Here is a 23631-nt window from a genome sequence, read left to right as displayed (position 1 = left end):
GCCGCGGGACGCCAGGGCGGCCCCGCGCGTCTCATGTGCCCACGATGTGGGACAAACCCTCACGATTCCGGCCGGTCTGGACCGATCATGAAGGAAGGTCGCCGGGCCGACCCACGGCGACCGACCGGGACTCGACACCCCCGGCGGGTCCCACCGCACAACCGAACAGGGCGACGATGACGAGAGCCATCGACGAGGTGCTGACCCGCGCCGTTGACGACCACGTCTTCCCCGGCGCGGTGTGGGCCGTCGGCGATCCCGACGGCGTCACGGGCTCGGGCGCCCGCGGGCTGCTGGACCCGCGTGAACCGGACGGCCCGATGCGCTCCGACACGGTCTTCGACCTGGCCAGCCTGACGAAGATCGTCGCGGTGTGGGCGTCCGTCGGCACGCTGTGGGAGAACGGCACGCTCAACCTCGACCATCCCCTGGCCACCTACCTGCCCGAGCTCGAAGGCTTCGACCTGGCCGCCGTCACGGCGCAGCACCTGCTGACGCACACCGCCGGCGTGCCATCGCGGGCCAACCTCAAGGCGCTGTACGGCTCCGACCGCACCGCCGTCGAACGCGGCATACTGCGCGAACGGCTGGAGCACCGGCCCGGCGAGGTGGTCGAGTACACCGACCGAGCCGCGCTGGTCCTCGGGCTGCTGGCCGAACGGCTCACCGGGTTGCGGCTGGACGACCTCAGCCGCGCGTGTGCCTGGGACGCGCTGCACATGACGTCCACCCGGTTCGGGCCGCTGCCGCCGGACGTCGCCGCGCGGTGCGCGCCGACCGAGTGGGACTCCGACACCGGCCGGCACCTCAAGGGCAGCCCGCACGACTACTCGGCCCGGCTCCTCGGTGTGTGCGGCAGCGCCGGCGCGTTCTCCGTCGCCGACGACCTCGCGGCCTTCCTGCGCTACCTGCTCGCACCGGACCAGGCACCGCGCCGCCCCGGCTTCGGCCCGGCCTGGATCAAGGAGTCGCTCAAGGTGCAGACCGGCTCGCTGCGCCCGGCGCGTGGGCTGTTCTGGCATCCGGCCGACCGGGCGATCCCGGACGTCTGGGCGCACCTGGGCTTCACCGGCACCGGGATGTGGGTCTCACCGCGCCGGCGCCGATGGGCGGTGCTGCTGACGAACAAGCTCTACTACACGCGGTCGAGCGGGCCGGTCAACGCGGTCCGCGACCGCTTCTGGCGAGTGGCGTTCGACCCCTGATCGTCAGGGCGTCAGGCGCACCACTAGCCGGCGGACCATACAGGCCCTCGAGGCCGACGCGCGGCTCCCGGCGGTGGACGAAGACCGCGAGGTCGAGGACGACGTGGACGGGAGCAGCCGGCGCCGCCGCGGCCGCCGCCTCCCGATTTTTCGCCTGAGCCGGGAACTGCCGCGAGGTCCGCGCCGTCCAAGCAGTCGGCCGCAACGACGAGGCCACGGTCCAGCACGCCACGCCGACGTCATGACGCGAATGAGAGCTCCCTTACTGCGTGACTACGGCGTGTCCAATGTGACGAATGTGGCGTCAGTTAACTCATAGCTGAGATATGGTTCCGCTCGTGGCAGACGACTACCGCAGCCGGATCGGTCGATTGATCCGTGACTCGCGACAGCACCGCGGATGGACCCAGAGCCAGCTCGCCGACGCTCTCGGCAGCAGCCAGAGCGCCGTCCACCGGATCGAGCACGGTCAGCAAAACCTGAGTCTGGAGATGATCGCCCGCATCGGTGAGGCACTCGACAAGCAGATCGTCTCACTCGGGCAACCCGGCCCGACGCATCTCCGGGTCAGCGGGGGCCAACAGCTCTCCGGCAGCATCGACGTCCGCTCCAGCAAGAACGCCAGCGTCGCGTTGCTGTGCGCCAGCCTGCTCAACAAGGGCCGCACCGTACTGCGCGGCATCGCCCGCATCGAAGAGGTCAACCGCATCATCGAGGTGCTCGAGAGCATCGGCATCCGCACCCGCTGGCTCGGCGAGCGACGCGACCTCGAGATCGTTCCACCCGAGCGGCTCGATCTCGACAGCATGGACGTCGAAGCCGCCCGCCGCACGCGCAGCGTCATCATGTTCCTCGGACCGCTGCTGCACCGCGAGCACCGCTTCAAGCTTCCCTACGCCGGCGGCTGCAACCTCGGCACCCGCACCGTCGAGCCGCACATGTCGGCACTGCGCCCGTTCGGCCTCGAGCTCAAGGCGACCGGTGGCTACTACCACGCCGAGGTCGACCGGAAGGCGTCGCCGACCCGGCCCATCGTGCTGATCGAGCGCGGCGACACCGTCACCGAGAACGCCCTGATGGCCGCGGCCCGCAACGACGGTGTCACCGTCATCCGCAACGCCAGCTCCAACTACATGGTGCAGGACCTCTGCTTCTTCCTCACCCGGCTCGGCGTGCGCATCGACGGCATCGGCACCACCACGCTCACGGTGCACGGCAGGTCCGAAATCGACGTCGACGTCGACTACGCGCCGTCCGAGGACCCCATCGAGGCGATGAGCCTGCTCGCCGCCGCGATCGTCACGTCGTCGGAGATCACGGTCCAGCGGGCGCCGATCGAATTCCTCGAGATCGAGCTGGCGCTACTGGAGGAGATGGGCCTCGACTACGACCGCAGCGCCGAGTACGTCGCCGCGAACGGCGAGACCCGACTGGTCGACCTGACGGTGCGTCCGTCGCTGCTGCGCGCGCCGCACGACAAGATCCACCCGATGCCGTTCCCCGGCCTGAACATCGACAACCTGCCGTTCTTCGCCCTGATCGCGGCCACCGCGAACGGCCAGACGATGATCCACGACTGGGTGTACGAGAACCGCGCGATCTACCTGACCGAGCTGACGAAGCTCGGCGGCAACGTCACACTGCTCGACCCGCACCGCGTCCTGGTGGAGGGACCGACCCGGTGGTCGGGCGCCGAGATCATCTGCCCGCCGGCGCTGCGGCCGGCCGTCGTCGTGCTGCTGGCGATGCTCGCGGCCAAGGGCGAGTCGGTGCTGCGCAACGTCTACGTCATCAATCGCGGCTACGAGGACCTGGCCGCCCGGCTGTCCGTGCTCGGCGCCCGCATCGAGCCCTTCCGCGACATCTGATCGATCAGGAGCGCCGGTTCCGGGGTCACGGCCGGCTCAGGCCTGGGATCGGCGGCCGCAGAGCTTCGCCCCTGCGCCCTCGAAATGATCACGTTCAGCAGGATCACCCGTGCAACACCATGCGTGCAAGCATGGTGCGACACGAGGTTTCGTGGTGAACGTGATCATTTGAGGGGCTGCCGGGGTGGTGTCACACGGTGATGTCCGATTCCCGCTAGTAGGGGCCCGCCCGGCGAGTCACACTGGACGCATGCTCGACGAAGAAGCGTGCTACCGCGCAGTTCAGGGCCGCGACGCCCGGTTCGACGGCGTCTTCTACATCGGCGTGACGTCGACCGGCATCTACTGCCGCCCCAGTTGTCCGGCCATGACGCCGAAGCGGGCCAACATCCGCTTCTACCGTACGGCCGCCGAGGCACACGGCGCCGGCTTCCGGGCCTGCCGCCGCTGCCGCCCGGACGCGACACCCGGGTCGGCGGAGTGGAACGTGCGCGCCGACATGGTCGGTCGCGCGATGCGCCTGATCGCGGACGGCGTCGTCGACCGCGACGGGGTGGCCGGGCTGGCGTGCCGGCTGGGCTACAGCGAGCGCCAGGTCCACCGGACTCTGGTCGAAGAAGTCGGCGCCGGCCCGCTGCGGCTGGCCCGCTCGCAGCGTGCGCACACGGCACGGGTGCTGCTGGAGACCACGGACCTGCCGGTCACCGAGACGGCGTTCGCGTCCGGGTTCGCCAGCATCCGGCAGTTCAACGACACGATCCGCGAGGTCTACGCCATCACGCCGAGCGAGCTGCGCGGCCGTGCCCGCCGGACCGGGCGCGACCGCGTCGCCGGGACAATCGATCTGCGGCTGGCCTACCGGCAGCCGGCGGACCTCGACGGCGTCCTGGCGTTCCTGGCCGAGCGCGCGGTGCCCGGCATCGAGGAGGTCGACGGCGGCACGTACCGGCGCGGCATGACGCTGCCGCACGGCACCGGCGTGGCCGAGCTGACCCCGCGGGACGGCTGGGTGCAGGCGACACTGCGGCTGGCCGACCCCCGCGACCTGACCGCCGCGGTCGCCCGGTGCCGCCGGGTGCTCGACCTCGACGCCGACCCGCAGGCCGTCGACGACCTGCTCGGCGCCGACCCGGTGCTCGGGCCGCTCGTGGCCGCGTATCCCGGGCGGCGAGTGCCCGGCACCGTCGACGGCGACGAGCTCGCGGTCCGCGCGGTGCTGGGCCAGCAGATCTCGGTCGCCGCGGCGCGCACCGTCGCCGGCCGGCTCGTGGCCGAGCACGGCAAGCCGCTGGACGCGCCGGTCGGTACCGTCACCCATGCGTTCCCGACGGCGTCCGTGCTGGCCGCGGTCGAGCCGTCGACGTTCCCGATGCCGCGCAGCCGGCAGCGCACCCTGCACGAGCTGACCACTCGTCTGGCCGACGGCGGCATCCGGCTCGACCCGGGCGTGGACCGCGACGAGGCCGAGCGGCTGCTGCTCGACGTGCCCGGCATCGGACCGTGGACGGCGCGGTACGTGCGCATGCGCGCGCTGGCCGACCCGGACGTCTTCCTGCCGACCGACCTGGGCGTGACGCACGGGCTGGCCGGGCTGGGCTTGCCGACCCGGCCGCGGGCCGTCGCCGAGCTGGCCGAGAACTGGCGGCCCTGGCGCTCCTACGCGCTGCTGCACGTCTGGTCGACGCTGTGACGCCGCCGCGTCACGCCCCCGCGAAACTCCAGAACCCGAGAACCATCGAAGGAGAACCCATGACCACCGCGTACTGGACCGCTGTCGACAGCCCGCTGGGCACGCTGTGGCTCACCGGTGACGGCGCCGGGCTCAGCGGCCTCTACATGGGACGGCCGGCCATGCTCGACAACGACGGCTGGGTCGAGGACGACGCGCCCTTCACGGCCGCCAGCCACCAGCTGGCCGCGTACTTCGCCGGCGAGCTGCGCGAGTTCGACGTCCCACTGAACCCGTCGGGGACACCGTTTCAGCAGGAGGTGTGGGCCGCGCTGCGGGCCATCCCGTACGGCGAGACGCGCAGCTACCGCGAGATCGCCGAGCAGATCGGCCGGCCGACGGCGTCCCGCGCGGTCGGCGCCGCGAACGGCCGTAACCCGATCTGCATCGTGGTGCCGTGCCACCGCGTGGTGGGCTCGTCCGGCGTGCTGACGGGGTACGCCTGGGGCCTGGACCGCAAGCGCACGCTCCTGGACCTGGAGACCACCGGCAGCCAGCAGCGGCTACCAGCTCCAGCCGTCGTGGCGTAGCGCACTCTCGATCATGACCCGGCGGACCGGTGCCGGTGCGTCCGGCACCGGCACGCCGGCAAGCCGCGCCGCGTCGAGCAACAGGTCGTCGTACGCGCGGGTGGCCGCCGCCAGGTGGTGTGCCCGCGCCCAGCGGCCCTGGTCGCACTCGAGCCGGCGGATCTCGCCGACGACGCGGGACAGCCGCAGCTGCACGTTGAGGGTCTGGAACGGGTCGGGCATGATGCACGGCGCACCGCGGCCGCCGGCGCGGCGACGCCGGAAGACTTTGCCGAGGTCGTGGAAAGGCGAATCCATCGTGGCTCCCTGACCAGCATGCTAGCCACCCCGGGAACGGTTGACGAGGGGTTTTCGGTCGCCTGTGGGACGCTCTACAGATGCCCGAAGGCGACACGGTCTGGCTGGCCACGAAACGCCTCCACGACGCGCTGGCCGGTGCCGAGCTGGTGCGCACCGACTTCCGCGTGCCGCGCCTGGCCACCGCCGACCTCGCCGGACGTACCGTCACCGAGTCGGTCGCCCGCGGCAAGCATCTGCTCACCAGGGTGAGCGGTGGCTTGACGCTCCACACCCACCTGCGGATGGACGGCGCTTGGCGCGTCTTCGCCTCCGGTCAGCCCTGGCGGGGCGGTCCGGCGTTCCAGATCCGGGTGGTGCTGTCGACAGACCGGCACGACGCGGTCGGGTTCCGGCTGCCCGTGGTCGAGCTGGTCCGGACCGCGGACGAGTCGCGCGTCGTCGGACACCTGGGCCCCGACCTACTCGGCGACGACTGGTCCGCCGACGTCGCCGTCCGCCGCCTGCTCACGGACCCTGACCGCGAGCTGGGCGTCGCCCTGCTCGACCAGCGCAACCTCGCCGGCATCGGCAACATGTACATGGCCGAGCTGTGCTTCCTGGCCGGCGCGTCACCGTGGACGCCGGTGGCCGCGGCGCCCGACCTGCGCGCCGTCGTCGACGACGCGCACCGGCTGCTGCACCTCGGTATCGAGACCGGGCGCCAGGTGACCACCGGCGACCCCCGCCCGGGCCGGCAGCACTGGGTGTACGGACGCGGCCGGCGGCCCTGCTGGCGCTGCGGCACGCCGATCCGGTCAGCGCAGATCGGCACCCCACCCCAGGCGCGGCTGACTTACTGGTGCCCGCGCTGCCAGCCGCGGCCCTGAAGCGAGATCAGGCCCGCTCGACGGTGACGTTGGGCGGGAACTCGCGGTCGGCGAACCGGCCGATCGCGTAGGTGGAGAACGCGTCGACGCCCGCGCTGACCGCACCGCCCAGCACAGGGACGCGGCGGACCATCGCCAGCGTCGCATGCTTGCCGCCGATACGCGCCACCAGCTGCGACGTCACGCCCGCCACGGTTCGCTCGACGACGGCGGGGTCGGGCTCGTTGATGCCGGTGGCAACGTCGAACGGCCGGCCCGGCAGGTCGCGGCCGCGTAGCGCGGCCTCGACGCCGTCCTTGCCGAGCAGTGTCATCATCGCGGCCGTGCGCACCCGCGGGTCGGCGATGTCGTAGCCGCGCAGGTGCGCGATGGCCGCGGCCATGCGAAAGTGCAGCACCGCGATGCCGGCCATGTTCGCCGGCACAGCGACCGGCATGGTGACGACGCCGCCGATGTTGGTGACGAAGCCCTGGACGCCGGCCAGCCGGATGTGCTGCTCGATGACGTCGCGGATGGCGCGCTCGACGTCGCCGCGCTTGTCGAGGTGACGACGGGCCACCTCGCGGGCGCCCGGGAAGCCGGGGAAACCCTCGATGGCCCGGCTCATGAACTGGTTCGCACCGCGCGCGGCCATGATCGGCGCCGCGCGTCGCGCGGCGACGGTACCGGCCCAGGTGCCTACGGTCCGACGCACACCCATGCCTTCACTGTACGTGGCCGGCGACGTCATTCGGATCCGTCGTGGGGCGGATTACCCTGACGATGGGAGCGGAGCCGTCGCACCGTGCCGGGAGGGAGACCGTAGTGCCCGTCGAGCCGCCGCCGACCCGGTGGGAGCTGCCCAGCACATCCGGCGACGACGACCTCGTCGCGTTCGGCGCCGACCTGGAGCCCGGCACGCTCCTCGCGGCGTACCGCAACGGCCTGTTCCCGATGCCGGTCGACCACCTGCTCGGCCGGGCCACCGACCTCGCGTGGTGGTCGCCGAACCCGCGCGGCGTGCTGCCGCTGGGCGGACTCCGGGTGTCGCGGTCGCTGCGCCAGTCGTGCCGACGGTTCGAGATCCGGGTCGACGCCAGCTTCGGCGAGGTCATCGACGCGTGCGCCGACCCCACGCGGCCCGGGGCGTGGATCACCCCGGGCATCCGGCAGGCCTACGAGCGGCTGCACCGGCTCGGCTGGGCGCACTCCGTCGAGGCATGGACGCCGGACGGCCGGCTGGCCGGTGGGCTGTACGGCGTGGCCATCGGCGGTCTGTTCGCCGGGGAGTCCATGTTCCACGCCACCCAGCGCTGGGGTCGCGACGCGTCCAAGGTCGCTTTGGTCGCCCTGGTCGAGCTGCTGCGCGCCGACGGGCAGGTGGGCCGGCTGCTCGACGTCCAGTGGGGCACGCAGCACCTGGAGAGCCTCGGTGTGGTCGAGATCCCGCGTCCTGAGTACCTCAGCCGGTTGCGCCGGGCGCTGGAGCTGCCGCTGCCGCCCGTGTTCGCCGGGCGCGTACCGAACGAGGCACACTGACACCATGCCGGAGCTACCCGAGGTCGAGGCCCTGGCCGCCTTCCTGCGCGAGAAGGCGGTCGGCCGGGTGGTCGCGCGTGTCGACGTCGCCGCCATCAGCGTGCTCAAGACCTTCGACCCACCCGTCACCGCGCTCGGCGGGCTCACCGTGACCGGGGTTGCCCGGCACGGCAAGTTCGTCGACCTCGACTGCGACGGTATCCACCTGATCATCCATCTGGCCCGGGCCGGCTGGCTGCGGTGGAGCGACACGCTCTCCCCGAAGCCGCCGAAGCCCGGCAGCGGGCCGCTGGCGCTGCGCGTCCACCTCGACGACGGCTCCGGCTTCGACCTCACCGAGGCCGGCACTCGCAAGCGGCTGGCCGTCTACGTCGCCCGCGACCCCGCCGAGGTCCCTGGGATCGCCCGGCTGGGCGTGGACCCGTTATCCGACGAGTTCACCGTCGACCGGCTGCGCCAGATCCTCACCGACGCCAAACGCGCCCAGATCAAGGGCGTGCTGCGCGATCAGTCGGTCATCGCCGGCATCGGCAACGCCTACTCCGACGAGGTGCTGCACGCGGCCAGGCTGTCGCCGTTCCGGCCCGCGTCGAGCCTCGACGACGACGAGCTCGCCGCGCTGCACGCCGTCATCATCGATGAGCTCACCACCGCGCTGAAGCGCGCGCAAGGACTGGCCGCCAAGGACCTCAAGGACTCCAAGCGCTCGTCCATGCGGGTCCATGGGCGCACCGGCGAGACCTGCCCGGTCTGCGGCGACGTCGTGCGCGAGGTGTCGTTCGCCGACTCCAGCCTCCAGTACTGCCCCACCTGCCAGACCGGCGGCAAGATCCTCGCCGACCGTCGGATGTCGAAGCTGCTGAAGTAGCGCGGGGTCAGAACGTGGCCGCCGCCGCGCTCGCGGCCGCTCGCGCGGCGCGCCGCCCTGCCTCCGGGTCCGCCGGGTCTCCCACCACCGAGTCCGGCCGCAGCGACACCGTCCGGATGTCCTCGACGCCGGCCCAGCGCAGCCAGTCCTCCAGGTAGGGGCTCTGGAAGTTCGAGCCGAACGCCGGACCGCGGCCGGGTGCGTAGACGCCGCTGGTGTAGATGACGGCGGCCTTCTTGCCGCGCAGCAGTCCTCGATAGCCCAGCTCCGGGTGGAACTCGAACACCAGGCCGGGCTGGCTCACGACGTCGATGAACTGCTTCAGCACGTAGGGCAGCCCGGCGTTCCACATGGGCACGCTGAACAGGTAATGGTCGGCGGCGTCGAAGCGGGCGAACGCCGCGGTGACGTCCTTCCAGACGGTTCGCTGCGTGTCGTCGAGGTCCTGCCCGGCGAAGATCGCCATCTTGGCGTGCGCCGCTGTCGGGCCGAACTCCGGCAGGGTGCCGTCCCAGAGGTCCCAGTGCCTGGCCTCAGCACCGGGGTTGGCCTGGCGGTAGGCGGCCACGAACTCGTCGGCGAGCACGAGCGACTCCGAGACGTTGCCCCGCGGCGACGCGGAGATGTGCAGGAGTGTTGTCATGGAGGTTCCCTTCGAACGAGCGATCTGGACTACAGTCCGGTTATGTCCATGGACAAGACCGGACCGCGGTCCGGTTATTCCCCGCCGCCGGGCGAGCTGCTGCAACTGCGCTCCTCGCCGCCGCGGGAACGGGCCGACGCCGCCCGCAACCGGGTCGCCGTGCTCGACGCCGCGGCCGCGCTGTTCGCCCGCGACGGCGTCGACAACGTGACGATGGACGCCGTCGCCGCCGCCGCCGGGGTCGGAAAGGGCACGGTGTTCCGCCGGTTCGGCGACAAGGCCGGGCTCGCCGTCGCGCTCCTGGACGAACGGGAGCGCGAGCTGCAGGAAGCCATCCTGTTCGGGCCGGCCCCTCTCGGCCCGGGCGGGCACGACGACGCGCCCGCGCCGCTCGAACGGCTGGCCGCGTTCGTCGACGCCTACCTCGACTACGTCCTCGTCCACCTGGACCTGGTGCGCATGTCGGAGACCGCCGCGCCCGGCGCCCGGTACCGCATCGGCGCCTACCGCTTCTGGCACCGGCACGTCACGTTGCTGCTCGCCGCGGCCGGATCACCTGAGCACACCGATCCCGACGCGCTCGCCCACGCGGTGCTGGCACCGCTGGCCGCCGAGCACCTGCACGCCATGGTCGCCGAGGTCGGACCGGAACGCACCCGCCGGGCCGTTCGCGCCGTCGCCCTCCGGTGAGCCGTGGCGGCGTCCACTCCGCCGCCACCACGAGGATTCCTGGTGCATCACGAGGCTCACAAGCATGGTGCGACACGCGATTTCGTGCTGAACGTGATCATTTGCAAGATCGCGTGTGGCGCGACGACGGGGTCCTTGTTAACGTTCACACCCACGACTGCGCAGAGAGTACGGTGTGAGCATGACGCAGGGGACGGTCAACCGCAGCCCGGTGATGGCCGACGTCGCCCGTATCGCGGGCGTGTCGCACCAGACCGTGTCGCGGGTCCTCAACGGGCACCCCAACGTTCGCGCGTCCACCCGCGAGCGCGTGCTGGCCGCCATCGACCAACTGGGCTACCGGCGCAACCTCTCCGCCCGCGCGCTGGTGACCCGGCGCACCAACACCCTCGGCGTGGTCGCGTTCGACACCACGCTCTACGGCCCGGCCAGCACGCTGTTCGGCATCGAGCAGGCGGCCCGCGACGCCGGCTACTTCGTCAGCATCGTGAGCCTGAAGACCATCACCCGCAAGAACGTGGACGAGGCGCTGGACTACCTCACCGCCCAGGCCGTGGACGGCATGATCGCCATCGCGCCACAGATCGAGGCTGCCGCGGCGGTGTCACGCGTCCCTGGTCACCTGCCGGTCGTCGCGGTCGAGGGCGGCGAGGCCGGCGCCACCCCCGTCGTCGCCGTCGACCAGGTCGCCGGCGCGCGGCTGGCCACCCAGCACCTGCTCGACCTCGGCCACCGCACCGTCTGGCACGTCGCCGGCCCGGCCGAGTGGCTGGAGGCCGAGGGCCGGACGACGGGCTGGCAGGCAACACTCGAGCAGGCCGGTGCGCCGGTGCCGCGGCTCATCCAGGGCGACTGGAGCCCACGCGCCGGCTACGAGGCCGGCCGCGCGATCGCCGCCGACCGCGAGGCCGGTGCGATCTTCGTCGGCAACGACCAGATGGCACTGGGGCTGCTGCGCGCGCTCACCGAGGCCGGCATCCGGGTGCCCGACGACATCAGCGTGGTCGGCTTCGACGACATTCCCGAGGCGGAGTTCTTCAGCCCGCCGCTGACCACGGTCCGGCAGGACTTCGCCGAGGTCGGTCGCAGGAGCATCGGCCTGCTTCTCGACCTCATCGAGTCCGGCTCCGTGGGACGCGACGAACACGAGCGCATCGTCGTCCCACCGACGCTCGTGACCAGGAAGAGCACGGCACCACCAACGACGGCGTGACGGCAACGCGGACGCCGGCCTACACAGGACCGAGGAGCGCAGGGAGACATTGTGAGCGATAACACCAACGACGCCGTCGTCGTCGGTATCGACTTCGGGACACTGTCCGGACGGGCCGTGGTGGTCCGGGTCGCCGACGGCGCCGAGCTGGGCAGCGCCGTCCACGAGTTCACACACGGCGTCGTCGACAACGAACTGCCCGGCACCGGCGAGCGGCTGCCGCCGGACTGGGCGCTGCAGGTGCCCTCTGACTACATCGACGTGCTCAAGACCGCCGTACCGCGGGCCGTCGCCGCCGCCGGCGTCGACCCGACCGCCGTCATCGGCGTCGCCACGGACTTCACCGCGTGCACCATGATCCCGACGCTCGCGGACGGCACCCCGCTCAACGAGCTGCCGGAGTACGCCGGGCGCAAGCACGCGTACGTGAAGCTCTGGAAGCACCACGCCGCCCAGCCGCACGCCGACCGCATCAACGCACTTGCCGCCGATCGGAACGAGCCGTGGTTGGCGCGATACGGCGGGCTGATCTCGTCGGAGTGGGAGTTCGCCAAGGCCCTGCAGGTCCTCGAAGAGGACCCGGAGATCTACGCGGCCATGGAGCGCTGGGTCGAGGCCGCCGACTGGATCGTCTGGAAGCTCAGCGGCAGCTACGTGCGCAACGCCTGCACCGCCGGCTACAAGGGCATCCGGCAGGACGGCGCCTACCCCTCGCCGGACTACCTCGCGACGCTGAACCCCGGCTTCGCCGACTTCGTCAGCGAGAAGCTCGACCAGCCGATCGGCCAGCTCGGGGACCGGGCCGGCGGGCTCACCGCCGAGGCGGCAGCATGGACCGGCCTGCCCGAGGGCATCGCCGTCGCGGTCGGCAACGTCGACGCCCACGTCACGGCGCCGGCCGCGCAGGCGGTCGAGCCCGGCCAGATGGTCGCGATCATGGGCACGTCCACCTGCCACGTCATGAACGGCGACGTCCTGCGCGAGGTGCCCGGCATGTGTGGCGTCGTCGACGGCGGCATCATGGCCGGCCGCTGGGGCTACGAGGCCGGGCAGAGCGGGGTCGGCGACATCTTCGGCTGGTTCGTCGACACGTCGGTGCCGGCGACCTATGCCGAGGAGGCCGCCCGGCGGGGCCTGAACGTCCACGAGTACCTGACCGAGCTGGCCGCCGCCCAGGAGGTCGGCGAGCACGGGCTGATCGCGCTGGACTGGCACAGCGGCAACCGGTCCGTGCTGGTCGACCACGAGCTGTCCGGCGTCGTCGTCGGCCAGACGCTGGCCACCAAGCCCGAGGACACCTACCGGGCGCTGCTCGAGGCCACCGCGTTCGGCACCCGCACCATCATCGAGACGTTCAACCGCGCCGGCGTCGAGGTCACCGAGCTGATCATCGCCGGCGGGCTGCTGAAGAACGGGTTGATCATGCAGATCTACGCCGACGTCACCGGCCTGCCGCTGAGCGTCATCGGCTCCGAGCAGGGCCCGGCTCTCGGCTCGGCCATCCACGCCGCCGTCGCAGCCGGCGCCTACCCGGACGTGCACGCGGCCGCGGCCGCCATGGGCAATGTCGAACGGGCCGTCTACCAGCCCGACCCCGACCGCGCCAAGGCGTACGACGCCCTCTACGCCGAGTACGTCACGCTCCACGACTACTTCGGGCGCGGCGGCAACGACGTCATGCGCCGGCTGCGCGCCATCAAGCGGACCGCGGTGACCCGATGACCACCCTCGACGACACCATCGGCGTCCTGCGCCGCACGGTCTGCGCGCTGCACGCCGACCTGACCCGGTACAACCTGGTCACCTGGACGTCCGGCAACGTCTCGGGCCGGGTGCCCGGCGCGGACCTGTTCGTCATCAAGCCCAGCGGCGTGTCGTACGACGACCTCACGCCGGAGTCGATCGTCGTCTGCGATTTCGACGGCAAGCTCGTCGACGGCGAGCTCTCCCCGTCCAGCGACACCGACGCGCACGCCTACGTCTATCGCCACCGGCCTGACGTCGGCGGCGTCGTGCACACCCACTCCACCTACGCCACCGCGTGGGCCGCGCGCGACGAGGCCATCCCCTGCGTGCTGACCGCCATGGCCGACGAGTTCGGCGGCGAGATCCCGGTCGGCCCGTTCGCACTGATCGGGGACGACTCCATCGGCCGCGGCATCGTCGACACGCTGGCCGGGCACCGGTCGCCGGCGGTGCTCATGAAGAACCACGGCGTCTTCAGCATCGGCGAGGACGCCACGGCAGCGGTGAAGGCAGCGGTGATGTGCGAGGACGTCGCCAGGACGGTGCACATCGCCCGTCAGCTCGGCGAGCCGAAGCCGATCCCCCAGGACGACATCGACCGCCTGTACGACCGATACCAGAACGTGTACGGCCAGTGAGCCTGGGCAACGCCCACTGAGCCGACGAAGCCACGAGGAGATGACGATGGATGCGGTGTTCGACCAGCGTGAGGTCTGGTTCCTGACCGGGAGCCAGGGGCTCTACGGAGACGAAACGCTGCGCCAGGTCGCGGGGCAGTCGCAGCAGATCGCGCAGGCCCTCGACAGCGCCGGCGACATCCCGGTCCGCGTGGTCTGGAAGCCGGTGCTGACCGACGCCGACGCCATCCGGCGGGTGGCGCTGGAGGCCAACGCCGACGACTCCTGCGTCGGCCTGATCGCCTGGATGCACACGTTCTCGCCGGCCAAGATGTGGATCAGCGGACTCGACGCGCTGCGCACGCCGCTGCTACACCTGCACACGCAGGCGAACCGGTCGCTGCCGTGGGCCGAGCTGGACATGGACTTCATGAACCTCAACCAGGCCGCACACGGCGACCGCGAGTTCGGGTACATCCAGTCCCGGCTGGGCGTCGCGCGCACCACCGTCGCCGGCCACGTGAGCGACCCCGTCGTCGTCGCCCGGATCGCCGCCTGGGTCCGGGCCGCCGTCGGGTACGCCGAGATCCACGCGCTGAAGCTGGCCCGGTTCGGCGACAACATGCGCGACGTCGCCGTCACCGAGGGCGACAAGGTCGAGGCACAGCTGCGGTTCGGGGTGTCGGTCAACACCTACGGTGTCAACGACCTCGTGGCGGTGGTCGACGCTGCCAGCGACGCCGAGATCGACGAGCTGGTCGCACAGTACGACGACACCTACGACCTGGTGCCGGAGCTGCGCAAGGACGGTGACCGGCGCGAGTCGCTGCGCTACGCCGCGCGCATCGAGGCAGGCCTGCGCGCGTTCCTGACCGACGGCGGGTTCCGCGCGTTCACCACGAACTTCGAGGACCTCGGCGGGCTGCGCCAGCTGCCCGGCCTGGCCGTGCAGCGACTCATGGCCGACGGCTACGGCTTCGGCGGCGAGGGCGACTGGAAGACGTCGGTGCTGCTGCGGACGGTGAAGTCGATGGCCGCCGGGCTGGCCGGCGGCACGTCGTTCATGGAGGACTACACCTACCACTTCGGGCCCGGTGAGCCGAGGATCCTCGGCGCGCACATGCTGGAGGTCTGTCCGACCATCGCGACCGGCACGCCGTCCTGCGAGATCCACCCGCTGGGCATCGGCAACCGCGAGGACCCGGTCCGGCTGGTGTTCGACGCCGCTGCCGGCCCGGCCGTCGTCGTGGGCATGGCCGACGTCGGCGACCGGTTCCGGCTGGTGGCCAACGAGATCGACGTGGTGCCGCCGGACGAGCCGCTGCCGCGCCTACCGGTGGCCCGGGCGGTGTGGAAGCCGCGGCCGAGCCTGTCGACGTCGGCGGAGTCCTGGCTGACCGCGGGCGGACCGCACCACACCGTGCTGTCGCAGGCGGTCGGCGCGGAGATCCTGGCCGACTTCGCCGACATGGTCCGCACCGAGCTCGTGGTGATCGACGCCAACACGACCACCCGGCGGTTCGCCCAGGAGCTGCGTTGGAACCAGGCCTACCACCGTCTCGCCGGCGGCCTCTAGGGCGCCCGGCCCCCGGGACCGATCGGCTACCCTGCCCGGGGGGAGAACGGCGGTCGGTCGGCGATGCTCAACCCTGATGTGCGGCTCGAGTGGTTCGTGTCCTTCCTCGCGGTCGTCGAGACCGGCAGCTTCTCCGCGGCCGCGGAGACTACCCACCGCTCGCAGCCACGGGTGAGCACCCACGTCGCGGCGCTCGAACGAGCCTCCGGTGTGCGGCTGTTCGACCGCCGCAAGCGCCCGGTCATGCTCACCGACGCCGGCAAGGCGCTGGCGGAACACGCCGAGGCGATCCTGCACGAGCTCGAGCTGGCCGAGGACGCCATGGCGACGCGGCGGGCGACCGGCCACGGCGTCGTCACCCTCGGCACCTATCCGAGTGCCAGCGCGGCGTTCGTGCCCGAGCTGCTGGATCGCTTCGCGGCCGACCACCCGGACGTGACGGTGGCGCTGGTCGAACGTTCCACGATCGAGCTCGGCGAGGCGCTGGTCGCGGGCGAGATCGACCTGTGCGTGCGGCCGATGAGCCCGCCGCTGGGCACGCCGTCCATACGCGAGCGGCTGCTCTGGCGGGAACCGCTGGTGGTCGCGTTCCCGCCGGACCATCCGCTCCGCGCACTGCCGGAGCCGCTTCCGATCAGCGAGGTCAACACCTATCCGTTGATCACCATCGGCTCCATGGACTCACCCGATCCCGCCGGCTACGAGCCGTATCGTCTGTTCAGCGAGCACGGCTTCGAGCTGCATCCGGTCCAGGCCACCAACCAGCCGCAGACCTTGATGGCGCTGGTGCGGCGCGGGTTCGGCGTCGGCGTCACCAATGGGCTCGCGGCGGCCATCTGCGACACCGACGGCATCGTGGTACGGCGGCTGGAGGGCGACTGCGGCCGGCGCGTGGCCGTGCGCTGGGACTCGTCGCGGCCGCTCAGCCGGGCGGCGCGTGACCTGCTGGGCGCCATCGTCGTGGCGCCGCGCCCAGCCGGAACCGAAGCGCTGCCGTGACCCCTTTCGCGAAGATGATCGCGTAGCCCGATACTTCTATACGAAAGACGCGCTTAACACCCATCCGCCGGGTTCGTAGTGTGACTGACCTATTCGACTCACACTATGCCTGGGAGTGCTGATGGGAGTTGACGGGATCGGTCGGCGCGAACTCATCCAACGTGCGGGTGGCCTGGGTGGCCTCCTCGCTCTGAGCCCGGTCCTGGCCGGAGTGGCCGAGGCGGGCGCCCCGGCGGCTCGGACCGGCCCCGCTCCTGGAGCCGTGACGGCACCCGGCGGACTCGACGTCTACGAGTCCATCGGCGTGCGGCCGCTGATCAACGGGCGCGGCACGTTCACCATCCTGAGCGGCTCGCTCATGCTGCCCGAGGTGCTGGAGGCGATCGACGCCGCCGCCCGCCAGTACGTCCACCTGGACGAGCTGGCCGACGCCGTCGGTCGGCGTCTGGGCGAGCTGACCGGCGCGGAGTTCGGGATGGTCAGCTCGGGGTGCTCGGCCGGGCTCGGGCACGCAGCGGCGGCCTGCACCGCTGGCGGCAACCCTGACCTGCACATCCAGATCCCGGACCTGACCGGGTTCGAGAAGACCGAAGCGATCATCCCGCGGCACTCGCGCAACGTCTACGAGGCCGCCGTCAGCGCCATCGGTCTGACTGTCGTCGAGGTCGAGACGCGCGCTGAGCTGGAGTCCGCCCTCGGCCCGCAGACCGCGCTCGTCTACATCATGGCCGGGCCGCGGGTCGACGAGAGCGAGCTCGACACCGCGACCATCGCCGAGATCGCTCGGCCGCACGGCGTTCCGGTGCTGGTGGACGCGGCGGCGGAGATCCTCACCATCCCGAACGTCCACCTCGAGCGCGGCGCGGACCTCGTCGCCTACAGCGGCGGCAAGTGCCTGCGCGGACCGCAGACGGCCGGCCTGCTGCTCGGCCGCGAGGACCTCGTCCGGGCGGCGTGGGTGCACAGCGCGCCGCACCACGGCTACGGGCGCGGCTTCAAGGTGGGCAAGGAAGAGGCGATCGGCATGCTCGCCGCCGTCGAGATGTGGCTGCGGCGCGACCACGACGCCGAGTGGGACCAGTGGACGGGGTGGCTGGAGCACATCGCGAGCACGGTCTCCACGGTCGACGGCGTCACCACGCGGATCGTGCAGCCGGAAGGGCTGTCGAACCGGACCCCGTCGCTGCGCGTGTACTGGGACGAGGAGCAGGTCGGACTGTCCGGCGCGACCGCCTCGGCCACCATGTACGACGGCGAGCCGCGCATCGCGCTCAACTCGACATCCGGCGACGCGCCCGGGCGGACCGGCGTGTCGATCACGCCCTACATGATGTCCCCCGGTGACGACAAGATCATCGCCAGAGAGCTGCGGGCACTGCTGCTCGACCCGCCGGAGCCGCCCGAGCCGCCGCGGCCACCCGCGGTGGACGTCGCCGGCACCTGGCAGGTCAGCATCGAGTACACCGCGAGCAGCTCCGACGCGCACGTGCTGGAGCTGACCCAGGACGGCGCCGACCTCAGCGGGACACACACCGGCGAGTTCGTGTCGCGCGAGGCCACCGGCACCGTCAGCGGCGAGACCGTGAGCATCCGCAGCAGCTACGGCGAGTCGCACGGCGACGCGCTCTCCTTCACGTTCACCGGCACGGTGTCCGGCGACGGCACCTCCATGAGCGGCGCCCTGGACATGGGTGAGTACCTCCGTGCCACGTGGACCGCCACCCGCCAGGCGTGACCCGACCCCGTCATTCGAGCACGCAGACCAGGAGGCACTGTGATCCCGAACCGACGAGACTTCATCAGCAAGGCACCGGCCGTTGCGGTCGTGGCGGCCTCCGCCGCGACCGGCGCGGCCGCCCTGACCGACTCCGAGCAGCAGGACCAGCCCGGCGGCTCGCGGCACCGGCCGCACAAGGAGACGCACTGGCCGGGTGGTGAGCCGCCGGACAACCCGCTGTTCAGCCCGATCGTCACGTTCGGCGACCTGGTCTTCATCTCCGGAATCGGTGCCCACTTCGAGGGCGACATCACCGCACACACCGATCACGTGCTGAACGAGGTGGAGCGCTACTTGGAGGCGGTCGGCTCGTCGATGGAGAAGGTGCTCAAGGTCAACGTGTACCTGAACTCGCTCGACGACTACGACGCCATGAACGCGGTCTTCCTCGGCCGCTTCGGCGACCGCCCCGGCGTGCGGACGACCATCGCCGCCGCGGCCGGCATCCCGGGCGACTCCCTGGTCGAGATCGACTGCATCGCCTGCCGCTGAGCCACGACCCCGACGGATTGGAGCCGACATGACACCACGGTCCCGTACGGTCCTCCCCCTCGCCCTGTCCGGCGTGCTCGCCGTGACCGCCCTGCACACCGCCGGATCGTCGACGCCGGAGCACGACGCCGCGCCCCCACCGCGGGCGGCCAGCAGCGGCGGCGCCGACGCGGAGTACGACCTGCTCATCGACGACGGCCACGTCATCGATCCGAAGAACGAGCGCGACGAGGTCCTCGACGTCGCGATCGACGACGGCGTGATCGCCGAGGTCGCCGCCGAGATCGACCCCACCAGCGCCGAGCGGACGGTCGACGCCTCCGGGCTCTACGTCACACCCGGTCTCATCGACATGCACACCCACCTGTTCGTCGGGCCGAACGACGCGTACTCAGCCGGCTGGCAGAGTGTCGCCCCCGACGGGTTCACGTTCCGCTCCGGTGTCACGACGGCCGTCGACACCGGGTCGGCCGGCTGGGAGAACTTCGACGAGTTCAAGACCAATGTGATCGACCGGTCGAACACGAGGGTGCTGGCGTTCCTCAACATCGTCGGCAAGGGCATGGCCGGCGGGGAGTTCGAGCAGGACCTGACGAACATGCTGCCCGGGCCGGCGGCGCGAGTCGCCCAGCAGTACCCGGACGACATCGTCGGCATCAAGACCGCCCACTACGAAGGCACCGACTGGAAGCCAGTGGAGCGGTCGGTGCGAGCCGGCGAGATCGCCGGTCTCCCGGTCATGGTCGACTTCGGCGCCGACCACCCGGAGCGCCCGCTGGAACAACTGCTCACCGAGAAGCTCCGCCCCGGCGACATCTACTCGCACGCCTACTCGGGCAACCGCGGCGAGCTCACCGAGGACGGCAAGGTCAACCCCGGCATGTGGGCCGGGCGCGAGCGCGGCGTGCTGTTCGACGTCGGGCACGGCGGCGGCAGCTTCGCGTGGGACGTCGCGGTGCCGGCGATGGAGGAGGGTTTCGTACCCGACACGATCTCCACCGACCTGCACATCAGCAGCATGAACTCCGGGATGAAGGACATGACCAACGTCATGTCGAAGTTCCTGGCCCTGGGCCTGCCGCTGTACGACGTCATCGAGGCCTCCACCTTGGCGCCGGCACAGGCCATCGGCCGGGAGGACCTGGGACACCTGTCACCGGGTGCGCCCGCCGACGTGGCGCTGCTCGAGCTGGCGGAGGGCGACTTCGGGCTCGTCGACAGCTTCGGCTTCCGCATCGACGGAGACCGGAAGCTGGTCTGTGCCCTCACCGTCCGCGCCGGCGAGGTGGTCTGGGACCTCGACGGCCGCGCGGCGAAGCCCTGGATGCCGAGGGAGCAGTGACACCTGCAGCCAAGATCACCAGCACCAACTAACCTTGATCGTCAAGTGGCACAGCGGGGCCTCGCCGGGCTCTTGACCGCAGCCGGCCGTGCGAGGCGGGGCTCCGGGTTCGAACCGGGTCACTCGTCGCGGCCGGCGAAGTCCCGCAGGTGAAAGTAGCCGTCGAGGGTCGCGACCCCGGCCACGGGAGCCAATGCCTGTGAAGCGTACTGTGAAAGTATCGAAAAGGGTTTCGCATCGCTACACTGTGCAAACCGGCCCGCTGAGGCAAGCCCAATCCAGCCAACGGTCGGCCCGTGAAGTTGCGATCGGAGGCGACCGTGGCGAACGGCTCGAGTCGGGCAACGACCCTGACCGACGTCGCCCGGCTGGCTGGCGTGTCGGTGGCGACGGCGTCCAAGGCACTGAACGGCCGGGCAGGGGTGCGGACCGAGACCCGCGAACGGGTCGTCGACGTGGCCAAACGCCTTGCCTTCCAGCCGAACGCGCTGGCGAAGAGCCTGCTGGCCGGTCGCACCGGAACCGTCGGTCTGCTCACCTCCGACATGGAGGGCCGGTTCTCGTTGCCGATCATGATGGGCGTCGAGGACGCGTTCGGCGCCGCTCGCACCTCGGTGTTCCTCTGCGACGCCCGGGGCGACTCGATCCGTGAGCAACACCACGTGGACGCCCTGTTGAGCCGCCGAGTCGACGGTCTCATCGTCGTCGGCTCGCGGACCGAACCACGGCCGTCCCTGGGCCGCGGCCTTCCGGTCCCGGTGGTCTACGTCTATTCGCCATCGGATCATCCTGACGACATGTCGCTGGTCATCGACAACGTCGCTGGTGCAAGCCTCGCGATCCAGCACCTGGTCACGGGCGGACGTAAACGGATCGCTCACATCGCCGGCGACCCGGGCTACCAGGCGACCCACGACCGCGCCCGGGGCGCCGAGGCAGCGCTGGACGCGGCCGGGTTGTCGTTGGCGTGTGGGCGGATCCACTACGGCTCGTGGACCGAGGCATGGGGTCGCGGTGCCACCCGGATGCTGCTGGCCGACGAGCCAGCGGTCGACGCGATCTTCTGTGGAAGCGACCAGATCGCCCGAGGTTGCCTGGAGGTGCTCCGCGACCAGGGCCGTGAAATACCCGATGACGTCGCGGTCATCGGCTTCGACAACTGGGAAGTGCTCACGGTGAACGCCCGTCCGGAACTCACCAGCGTCGACATGCGCCTGGAAGAGCTCGGCCGGCGGGCGGCTCAGCGGCTCTACGAGGCGATCGACGAAAGGATGACGCCCGGTGTGGAGATGCTGCACTGCCAAATCGTGCAGCGGGGCTCCACGATTCCGCTCAACTGACCGTCCGATCCCGGACGATGCCGGCAGCCGCTTGACGTCACTTCCGTGACGGGTCTAGCGTCGGCAGCTTGGAAAAGCTTTTCGTAGATTTTCTAACAGCGGAGGCGGACGTGACGCTTATGGTCGCGCCGGCGCCGCGCGGAGCCGGTCTGGACGTCCGCCGCGGAGCCGGCACATGGGCCACGTTGGAGCACCCCATCGAGTGCGCCGGCGTGGACGGGTCCCTTCATCGAAGCGGCTACGACCACATCGCCTCGGCCCTCGAGGGCCGGTGGACGGGTACGGCCCAGTGGCGACACGGGGACGCCACCATCCGGGTCTCCGATACCTGGGAGCCGGCCGGCGATGCGCTGACGCTGCACCGCCGGATCCGCGCCACCGGTCCAGCTCCGGAGCACCCGGACGGGTTCCGCTTGCGGCTGGCATGGTCGGTGCCGTCGCCCGGGCCGGTCCGGCTGTTCGTGCCAGGACTGATCTACGCCGTGGATCAGTACACCGATGGCCGCGAGCACTCCTACGCCGATCACCGCCTAGCCTATCCGCTCGTCGCGGCCCACCAGGTACGTCGGGGTGAGGTCATTGTCCTGAAACGACTCACCCCCGCCACCTTCGACCAAGCGCCGGAGCGAGAGCCAGGCCAGCGAGCGTTCATCCAACGCACAGACATCGGCTCGGTCGGCTTCTCCACCGAGCCCGAAACGCTGACGTTGAGCGCCAACTGGCCGTACCACGAGGGCGAAACCAGCGCCATGCTGGACCGTCAGGGTACCCCGGCCACCGCACACTTCCCGGTGGACGGCGAGGACCTCGACATCACCATCCGCTACCGGTTGTGGGTCGACGCCGCGAAGACCTTCTCGACCGCGACTCACCGGGCGTTCAGCGCCGCTTTGGCCGCTGCGGCGCCGGAGCCGACCGCCCTCCCCGTGCCACTGAGAGACTCCATCGAAGTGCGGTTGGATTCGGCTGCTGCCACCTACCGGGAATCCGACGACGGGTTCGCAGGATTCGCGCTCAACTTCGACCCGCGACACGGGTTCGGCTCGCACCCCTTGGCGTTCGGCGCATCGTTCGCCGAGCATCGGATGGGCCGTTCCGAGCAGATCTTCGAGTACGGCTTCACCGGCCGGCAGCTCAACGTCGCCTACATGCTCGCCCGCCACAACCCTGATGCCTGGTCCGAGCGCGCCGCTCGCGTGGTGGACGCGTTCGTCGATCGGATGTGTACCGCTTCCGGCTGGATGTACACGTTGTGGGACACCGGCCGAAAGCGGCCGCTGTACGCCTGCGGCGACCCGACTGGTCCGGTCATGCACTACCTCGGACGATCCAGCCGGCCGGGAACCTACAGCCGGATGATGGCCGAGGCCGGCTCCGATCTGCTGCTCAACATCTCCTTGTACAACCCAACCACCGCGCGTCCGTCCTGGTGGGACGCCTGCCTTCGGCTCGCCGACTTCTTCGTCCGGTATCAGGATGACGACGGGGCCTGGTACCGGGCCTACACCCCCGATGGCGACCCGGTTACCGGCGGAGAATGGTTCGGCACGTCGCCGGCCGCCGGCAAGACGGCGACGTCGACGGTGGTCCCGTTCCTGCTCGCCGTCGCCCGGCAGGCGACCGGGTGTCACCCCGAGGCCGCTCGGCGATACCGAGACGCCGCGATTCGAGCCGGCGAGTACGTCCTGCGACACTCCGTCGCACTGGACGACTACCGCGGCGGGACGCTCGACAACCCGAACGTCGTCGACAAAGAGGCAGCCTTTCTGGTCATGAGCGCCGCCCTGGCGCTGCATGAGGCGACTGGGGAAAGCCGCTGGTTGGATGCGGCACGCCGGTCGGCCACACAGGCGGTGACCTGGCACTCCATCTGGACGGTGCCGAACATTGACGGCACCGAGGTCGCCACCGCGGGCGTCCGCTCGGTCGGCTGGGGAGGCATCAACTCCATCTGGGGCGCCGGCGTGACCGACATCTATTCCCTCTTCTTCGCCGCGGATCTGGTCCGCCTCGCCCGGCTCGCCGACGACCAGTTGTTCGCCCGCGTCGCACAGCTCATCGCGCACTCGTCGGTGCAGCTGCTGTCGGTCCCGGAGCGGTCGTACGGGTTCGCCGACATCGGCATGCAACCGGAAGGCATTTCGTTCTGCGACCAGGGCGCCGACGACGGGCTCATCCGCAAAGGCGACACCTGGGGCGGTCTAGCCTGGCCCTATAGCGCCGGCACCTTCGGAATGGCGAAATACCTCGACGCCTGTGCCGAGCCGGCCCCGCACCACCAACCCCTGAACTCACCGATCGTGAGGAAATGA

Annotated in this window: 21 protein-coding genes; 18 read left to right on the top strand and 3 right to left on the bottom strand. The window is 70.9% G+C overall.

Annotation, left to right across the window (positions count from 1 at the left end; all coding sequences use genetic code 11):
- Positions 1–176 precede the first annotated feature (176 nt).
- From E1269_RS19430 to E1269_RS19415, 4 genes are all read left to right on the top strand, one after another.
- Positions 177–1205 carry a serine hydrolase domain-containing protein gene (locus E1269_RS19430; RefSeq protein ID WP_131897540.1) on the top strand — a complete coding sequence of 343 codons (1029 nt, stop codon included), beginning with the start codon at positions 177–179 and terminating at the stop codon, positions 1203–1205.
- Between the two features lie 338 nt (positions 1206–1543).
- Positions 1544–3073: a helix-turn-helix domain-containing protein gene (locus E1269_RS19425; RefSeq protein ID WP_131897538.1), complete on the top strand. Its 1530-nt coding sequence runs from the start codon at positions 1544–1546 to the stop codon at positions 3071–3073.
- Positions 3074–3323: 250 nt separating this feature from the next.
- Complete coding sequence (locus E1269_RS19420; protein WP_131897536.1) at positions 3324–4763, top strand: AlkA N-terminal domain-containing protein; 1440 nt, start codon at positions 3324–3326, stop codon at positions 4761–4763.
- Positions 4764–4822: 59 nt separating this feature from the next.
- Entirely contained in the window at positions 4823–5332 is a 510-nt protein-coding gene (locus E1269_RS19415; RefSeq protein WP_131897534.1) for a methylated-DNA--[protein]-cysteine S-methyltransferase, read from the top strand.
- Here the strand turns inward: E1269_RS19415 and E1269_RS19410 are convergent.
- Positions 5306–5629 carry a hypothetical protein gene (locus E1269_RS19410; protein WP_131897532.1) on the bottom strand — a complete coding sequence of 108 codons (324 nt, stop codon included), beginning with the start codon at positions 5627–5629 and terminating at the stop codon, positions 5306–5308. The genes E1269_RS19415 and E1269_RS19410 overlap by 27 nt on opposite strands.
- A gap of 80 nt (positions 5630–5709) precedes the next feature.
- On the opposite strand from E1269_RS19410, the gene E1269_RS19405 reads away from it, so the two are divergent.
- Positions 5710–6498 (top strand): Fpg/Nei family DNA glycosylase, encoded by a 789-nt coding sequence (locus E1269_RS19405; protein ID WP_131897530.1) that lies wholly within the window; start codon positions 5710–5712, stop codon positions 6496–6498.
- 7 nt (positions 6499–6505) lie between these two features.
- Here the strand turns inward: E1269_RS19405 and E1269_RS19400 are convergent, their stop codons facing one another.
- Positions 6506–7198, bottom strand: a complete 693-nt coding sequence (locus E1269_RS19400) for an EcsC family protein (RefSeq protein ID WP_131897528.1) — start codon at positions 7196–7198, stop codon at positions 6506–6508.
- A gap of 104 nt (positions 7199–7302) precedes the next feature.
- Here E1269_RS19400 and aat point away from each other — a divergent pair, with 104 nt between their 5' ends.
- Both aat and E1269_RS19390 read left to right on the top strand, forming a co-directional pair.
- Complete coding sequence (gene aat / locus E1269_RS19395; RefSeq protein WP_203433902.1) at positions 7303–8016, top strand: leucyl/phenylalanyl-tRNA--protein transferase; 714 nt, start codon at positions 7303–7305, stop codon at positions 8014–8016.
- Between the two features lie 4 nt (positions 8017–8020).
- Complete coding sequence (locus tag E1269_RS19390; protein WP_131897524.1) at positions 8021–8884, top strand: Fpg/Nei family DNA glycosylase; 864 nt, start codon at positions 8021–8023, stop codon at positions 8882–8884.
- Between the two features lie 7 nt (positions 8885–8891).
- Here E1269_RS19390 and E1269_RS19385 read toward each other — a convergent pair whose 3' ends face one another.
- Entirely contained in the window at positions 8892–9527 is a 636-nt protein-coding gene (locus E1269_RS19385; RefSeq protein ID WP_131897522.1) for an FMN-dependent NADH-azoreductase, read from the bottom strand.
- 48 nt (positions 9528–9575) lie between these two features.
- Between E1269_RS19385 and E1269_RS19380 the strand changes: the two genes are divergently transcribed.
- From E1269_RS19380 to E1269_RS19330, 11 genes are all read left to right on the top strand, one after another.
- The gene (locus E1269_RS19380) at positions 9576–10217 is read left to right on the top strand and encodes a TetR/AcrR family transcriptional regulator (RefSeq protein WP_420810651.1); all 642 of its coding nucleotides are present in this window, start codon (positions 9576–9578) and stop codon (positions 10215–10217) included.
- Between the two features lie 181 nt (positions 10218–10398).
- Positions 10399–11430: a LacI family DNA-binding transcriptional regulator gene (locus tag E1269_RS19375; RefSeq protein ID WP_203433901.1), complete on the top strand. Its 1032-nt coding sequence runs from the start codon at positions 10399–10401 to the stop codon at positions 11428–11430.
- 51 nt (positions 11431–11481) lie between these two features.
- Positions 11482–13152 (top strand): ribulokinase, encoded by a 1671-nt coding sequence (gene araB, locus E1269_RS19370; RefSeq protein WP_131897518.1) that lies wholly within the window; start codon positions 11482–11484, stop codon positions 13150–13152.
- On the top strand, positions 13149–13814 hold the full coding sequence (locus tag E1269_RS19365) for an L-ribulose-5-phosphate 4-epimerase (protein ID WP_131897516.1): 666 nt from the start codon (positions 13149–13151) through the stop codon (positions 13812–13814). The genes araB and E1269_RS19365 overlap by 4 nt, the downstream gene beginning before the upstream one ends.
- A 46-nt stretch (positions 13815–13860) precedes the next feature.
- On the top strand, positions 13861–15369 hold the full coding sequence (gene araA, locus E1269_RS19360; RefSeq protein WP_131897514.1) for an L-arabinose isomerase: 1509 nt from the start codon (positions 13861–13863) through the stop codon (positions 15367–15369).
- Positions 15370–15432: 63 nt separating this feature from the next.
- The gene (locus E1269_RS19355; RefSeq protein WP_131897512.1) at positions 15433–16368 is read left to right on the top strand and encodes a LysR family transcriptional regulator; all 936 of its coding nucleotides are present in this window, start codon (positions 15433–15435) and stop codon (positions 16366–16368) included.
- Between the two features lie 121 nt (positions 16369–16489).
- Positions 16490–18103, top strand: a complete 1614-nt coding sequence (locus tag E1269_RS19350) for an aminotransferase class V-fold PLP-dependent enzyme (RefSeq protein ID WP_131897510.1) — start codon at positions 16490–16492, stop codon at positions 18101–18103.
- Positions 18104–18142: 39 nt separating this feature from the next.
- The gene (locus E1269_RS19345) at positions 18143–18637 is read left to right on the top strand and encodes a RidA family protein (RefSeq protein WP_131897508.1); all 495 of its coding nucleotides are present in this window, start codon (positions 18143–18145) and stop codon (positions 18635–18637) included.
- A gap of 28 nt (positions 18638–18665) precedes the next feature.
- Positions 18666–19979 (top strand): amidohydrolase/deacetylase family metallohydrolase, encoded by a 1314-nt coding sequence (locus E1269_RS19340; protein WP_131897506.1) that lies wholly within the window; start codon positions 18666–18668, stop codon positions 19977–19979.
- Between the two features lie 296 nt (positions 19980–20275).
- On the top strand, positions 20276–21319 hold the full coding sequence (locus E1269_RS19335) for a LacI family DNA-binding transcriptional regulator (protein WP_203433900.1): 1044 nt from the start codon (positions 20276–20278) through the stop codon (positions 21317–21319).
- A gap of 68 nt (positions 21320–21387) precedes the next feature.
- Positions 21388–23631 (top strand): hypothetical protein, encoded by a 2244-nt coding sequence (locus tag E1269_RS19330; RefSeq protein ID WP_131897504.1) that lies wholly within the window; start codon positions 21388–21390, stop codon positions 23629–23631.

It is taken from the genome of Jiangella asiatica (genome assembly GCF_004349065.1).
Lineage (GTDB): Bacteria > Actinomycetota > Actinomycetes > Jiangellales > Jiangellaceae > Jiangella > Jiangella asiatica.
The sequence above is the reverse complement of the archived record's forward strand: the minus strand, read 5'-3'. Positions and strand labels throughout refer to the sequence as shown.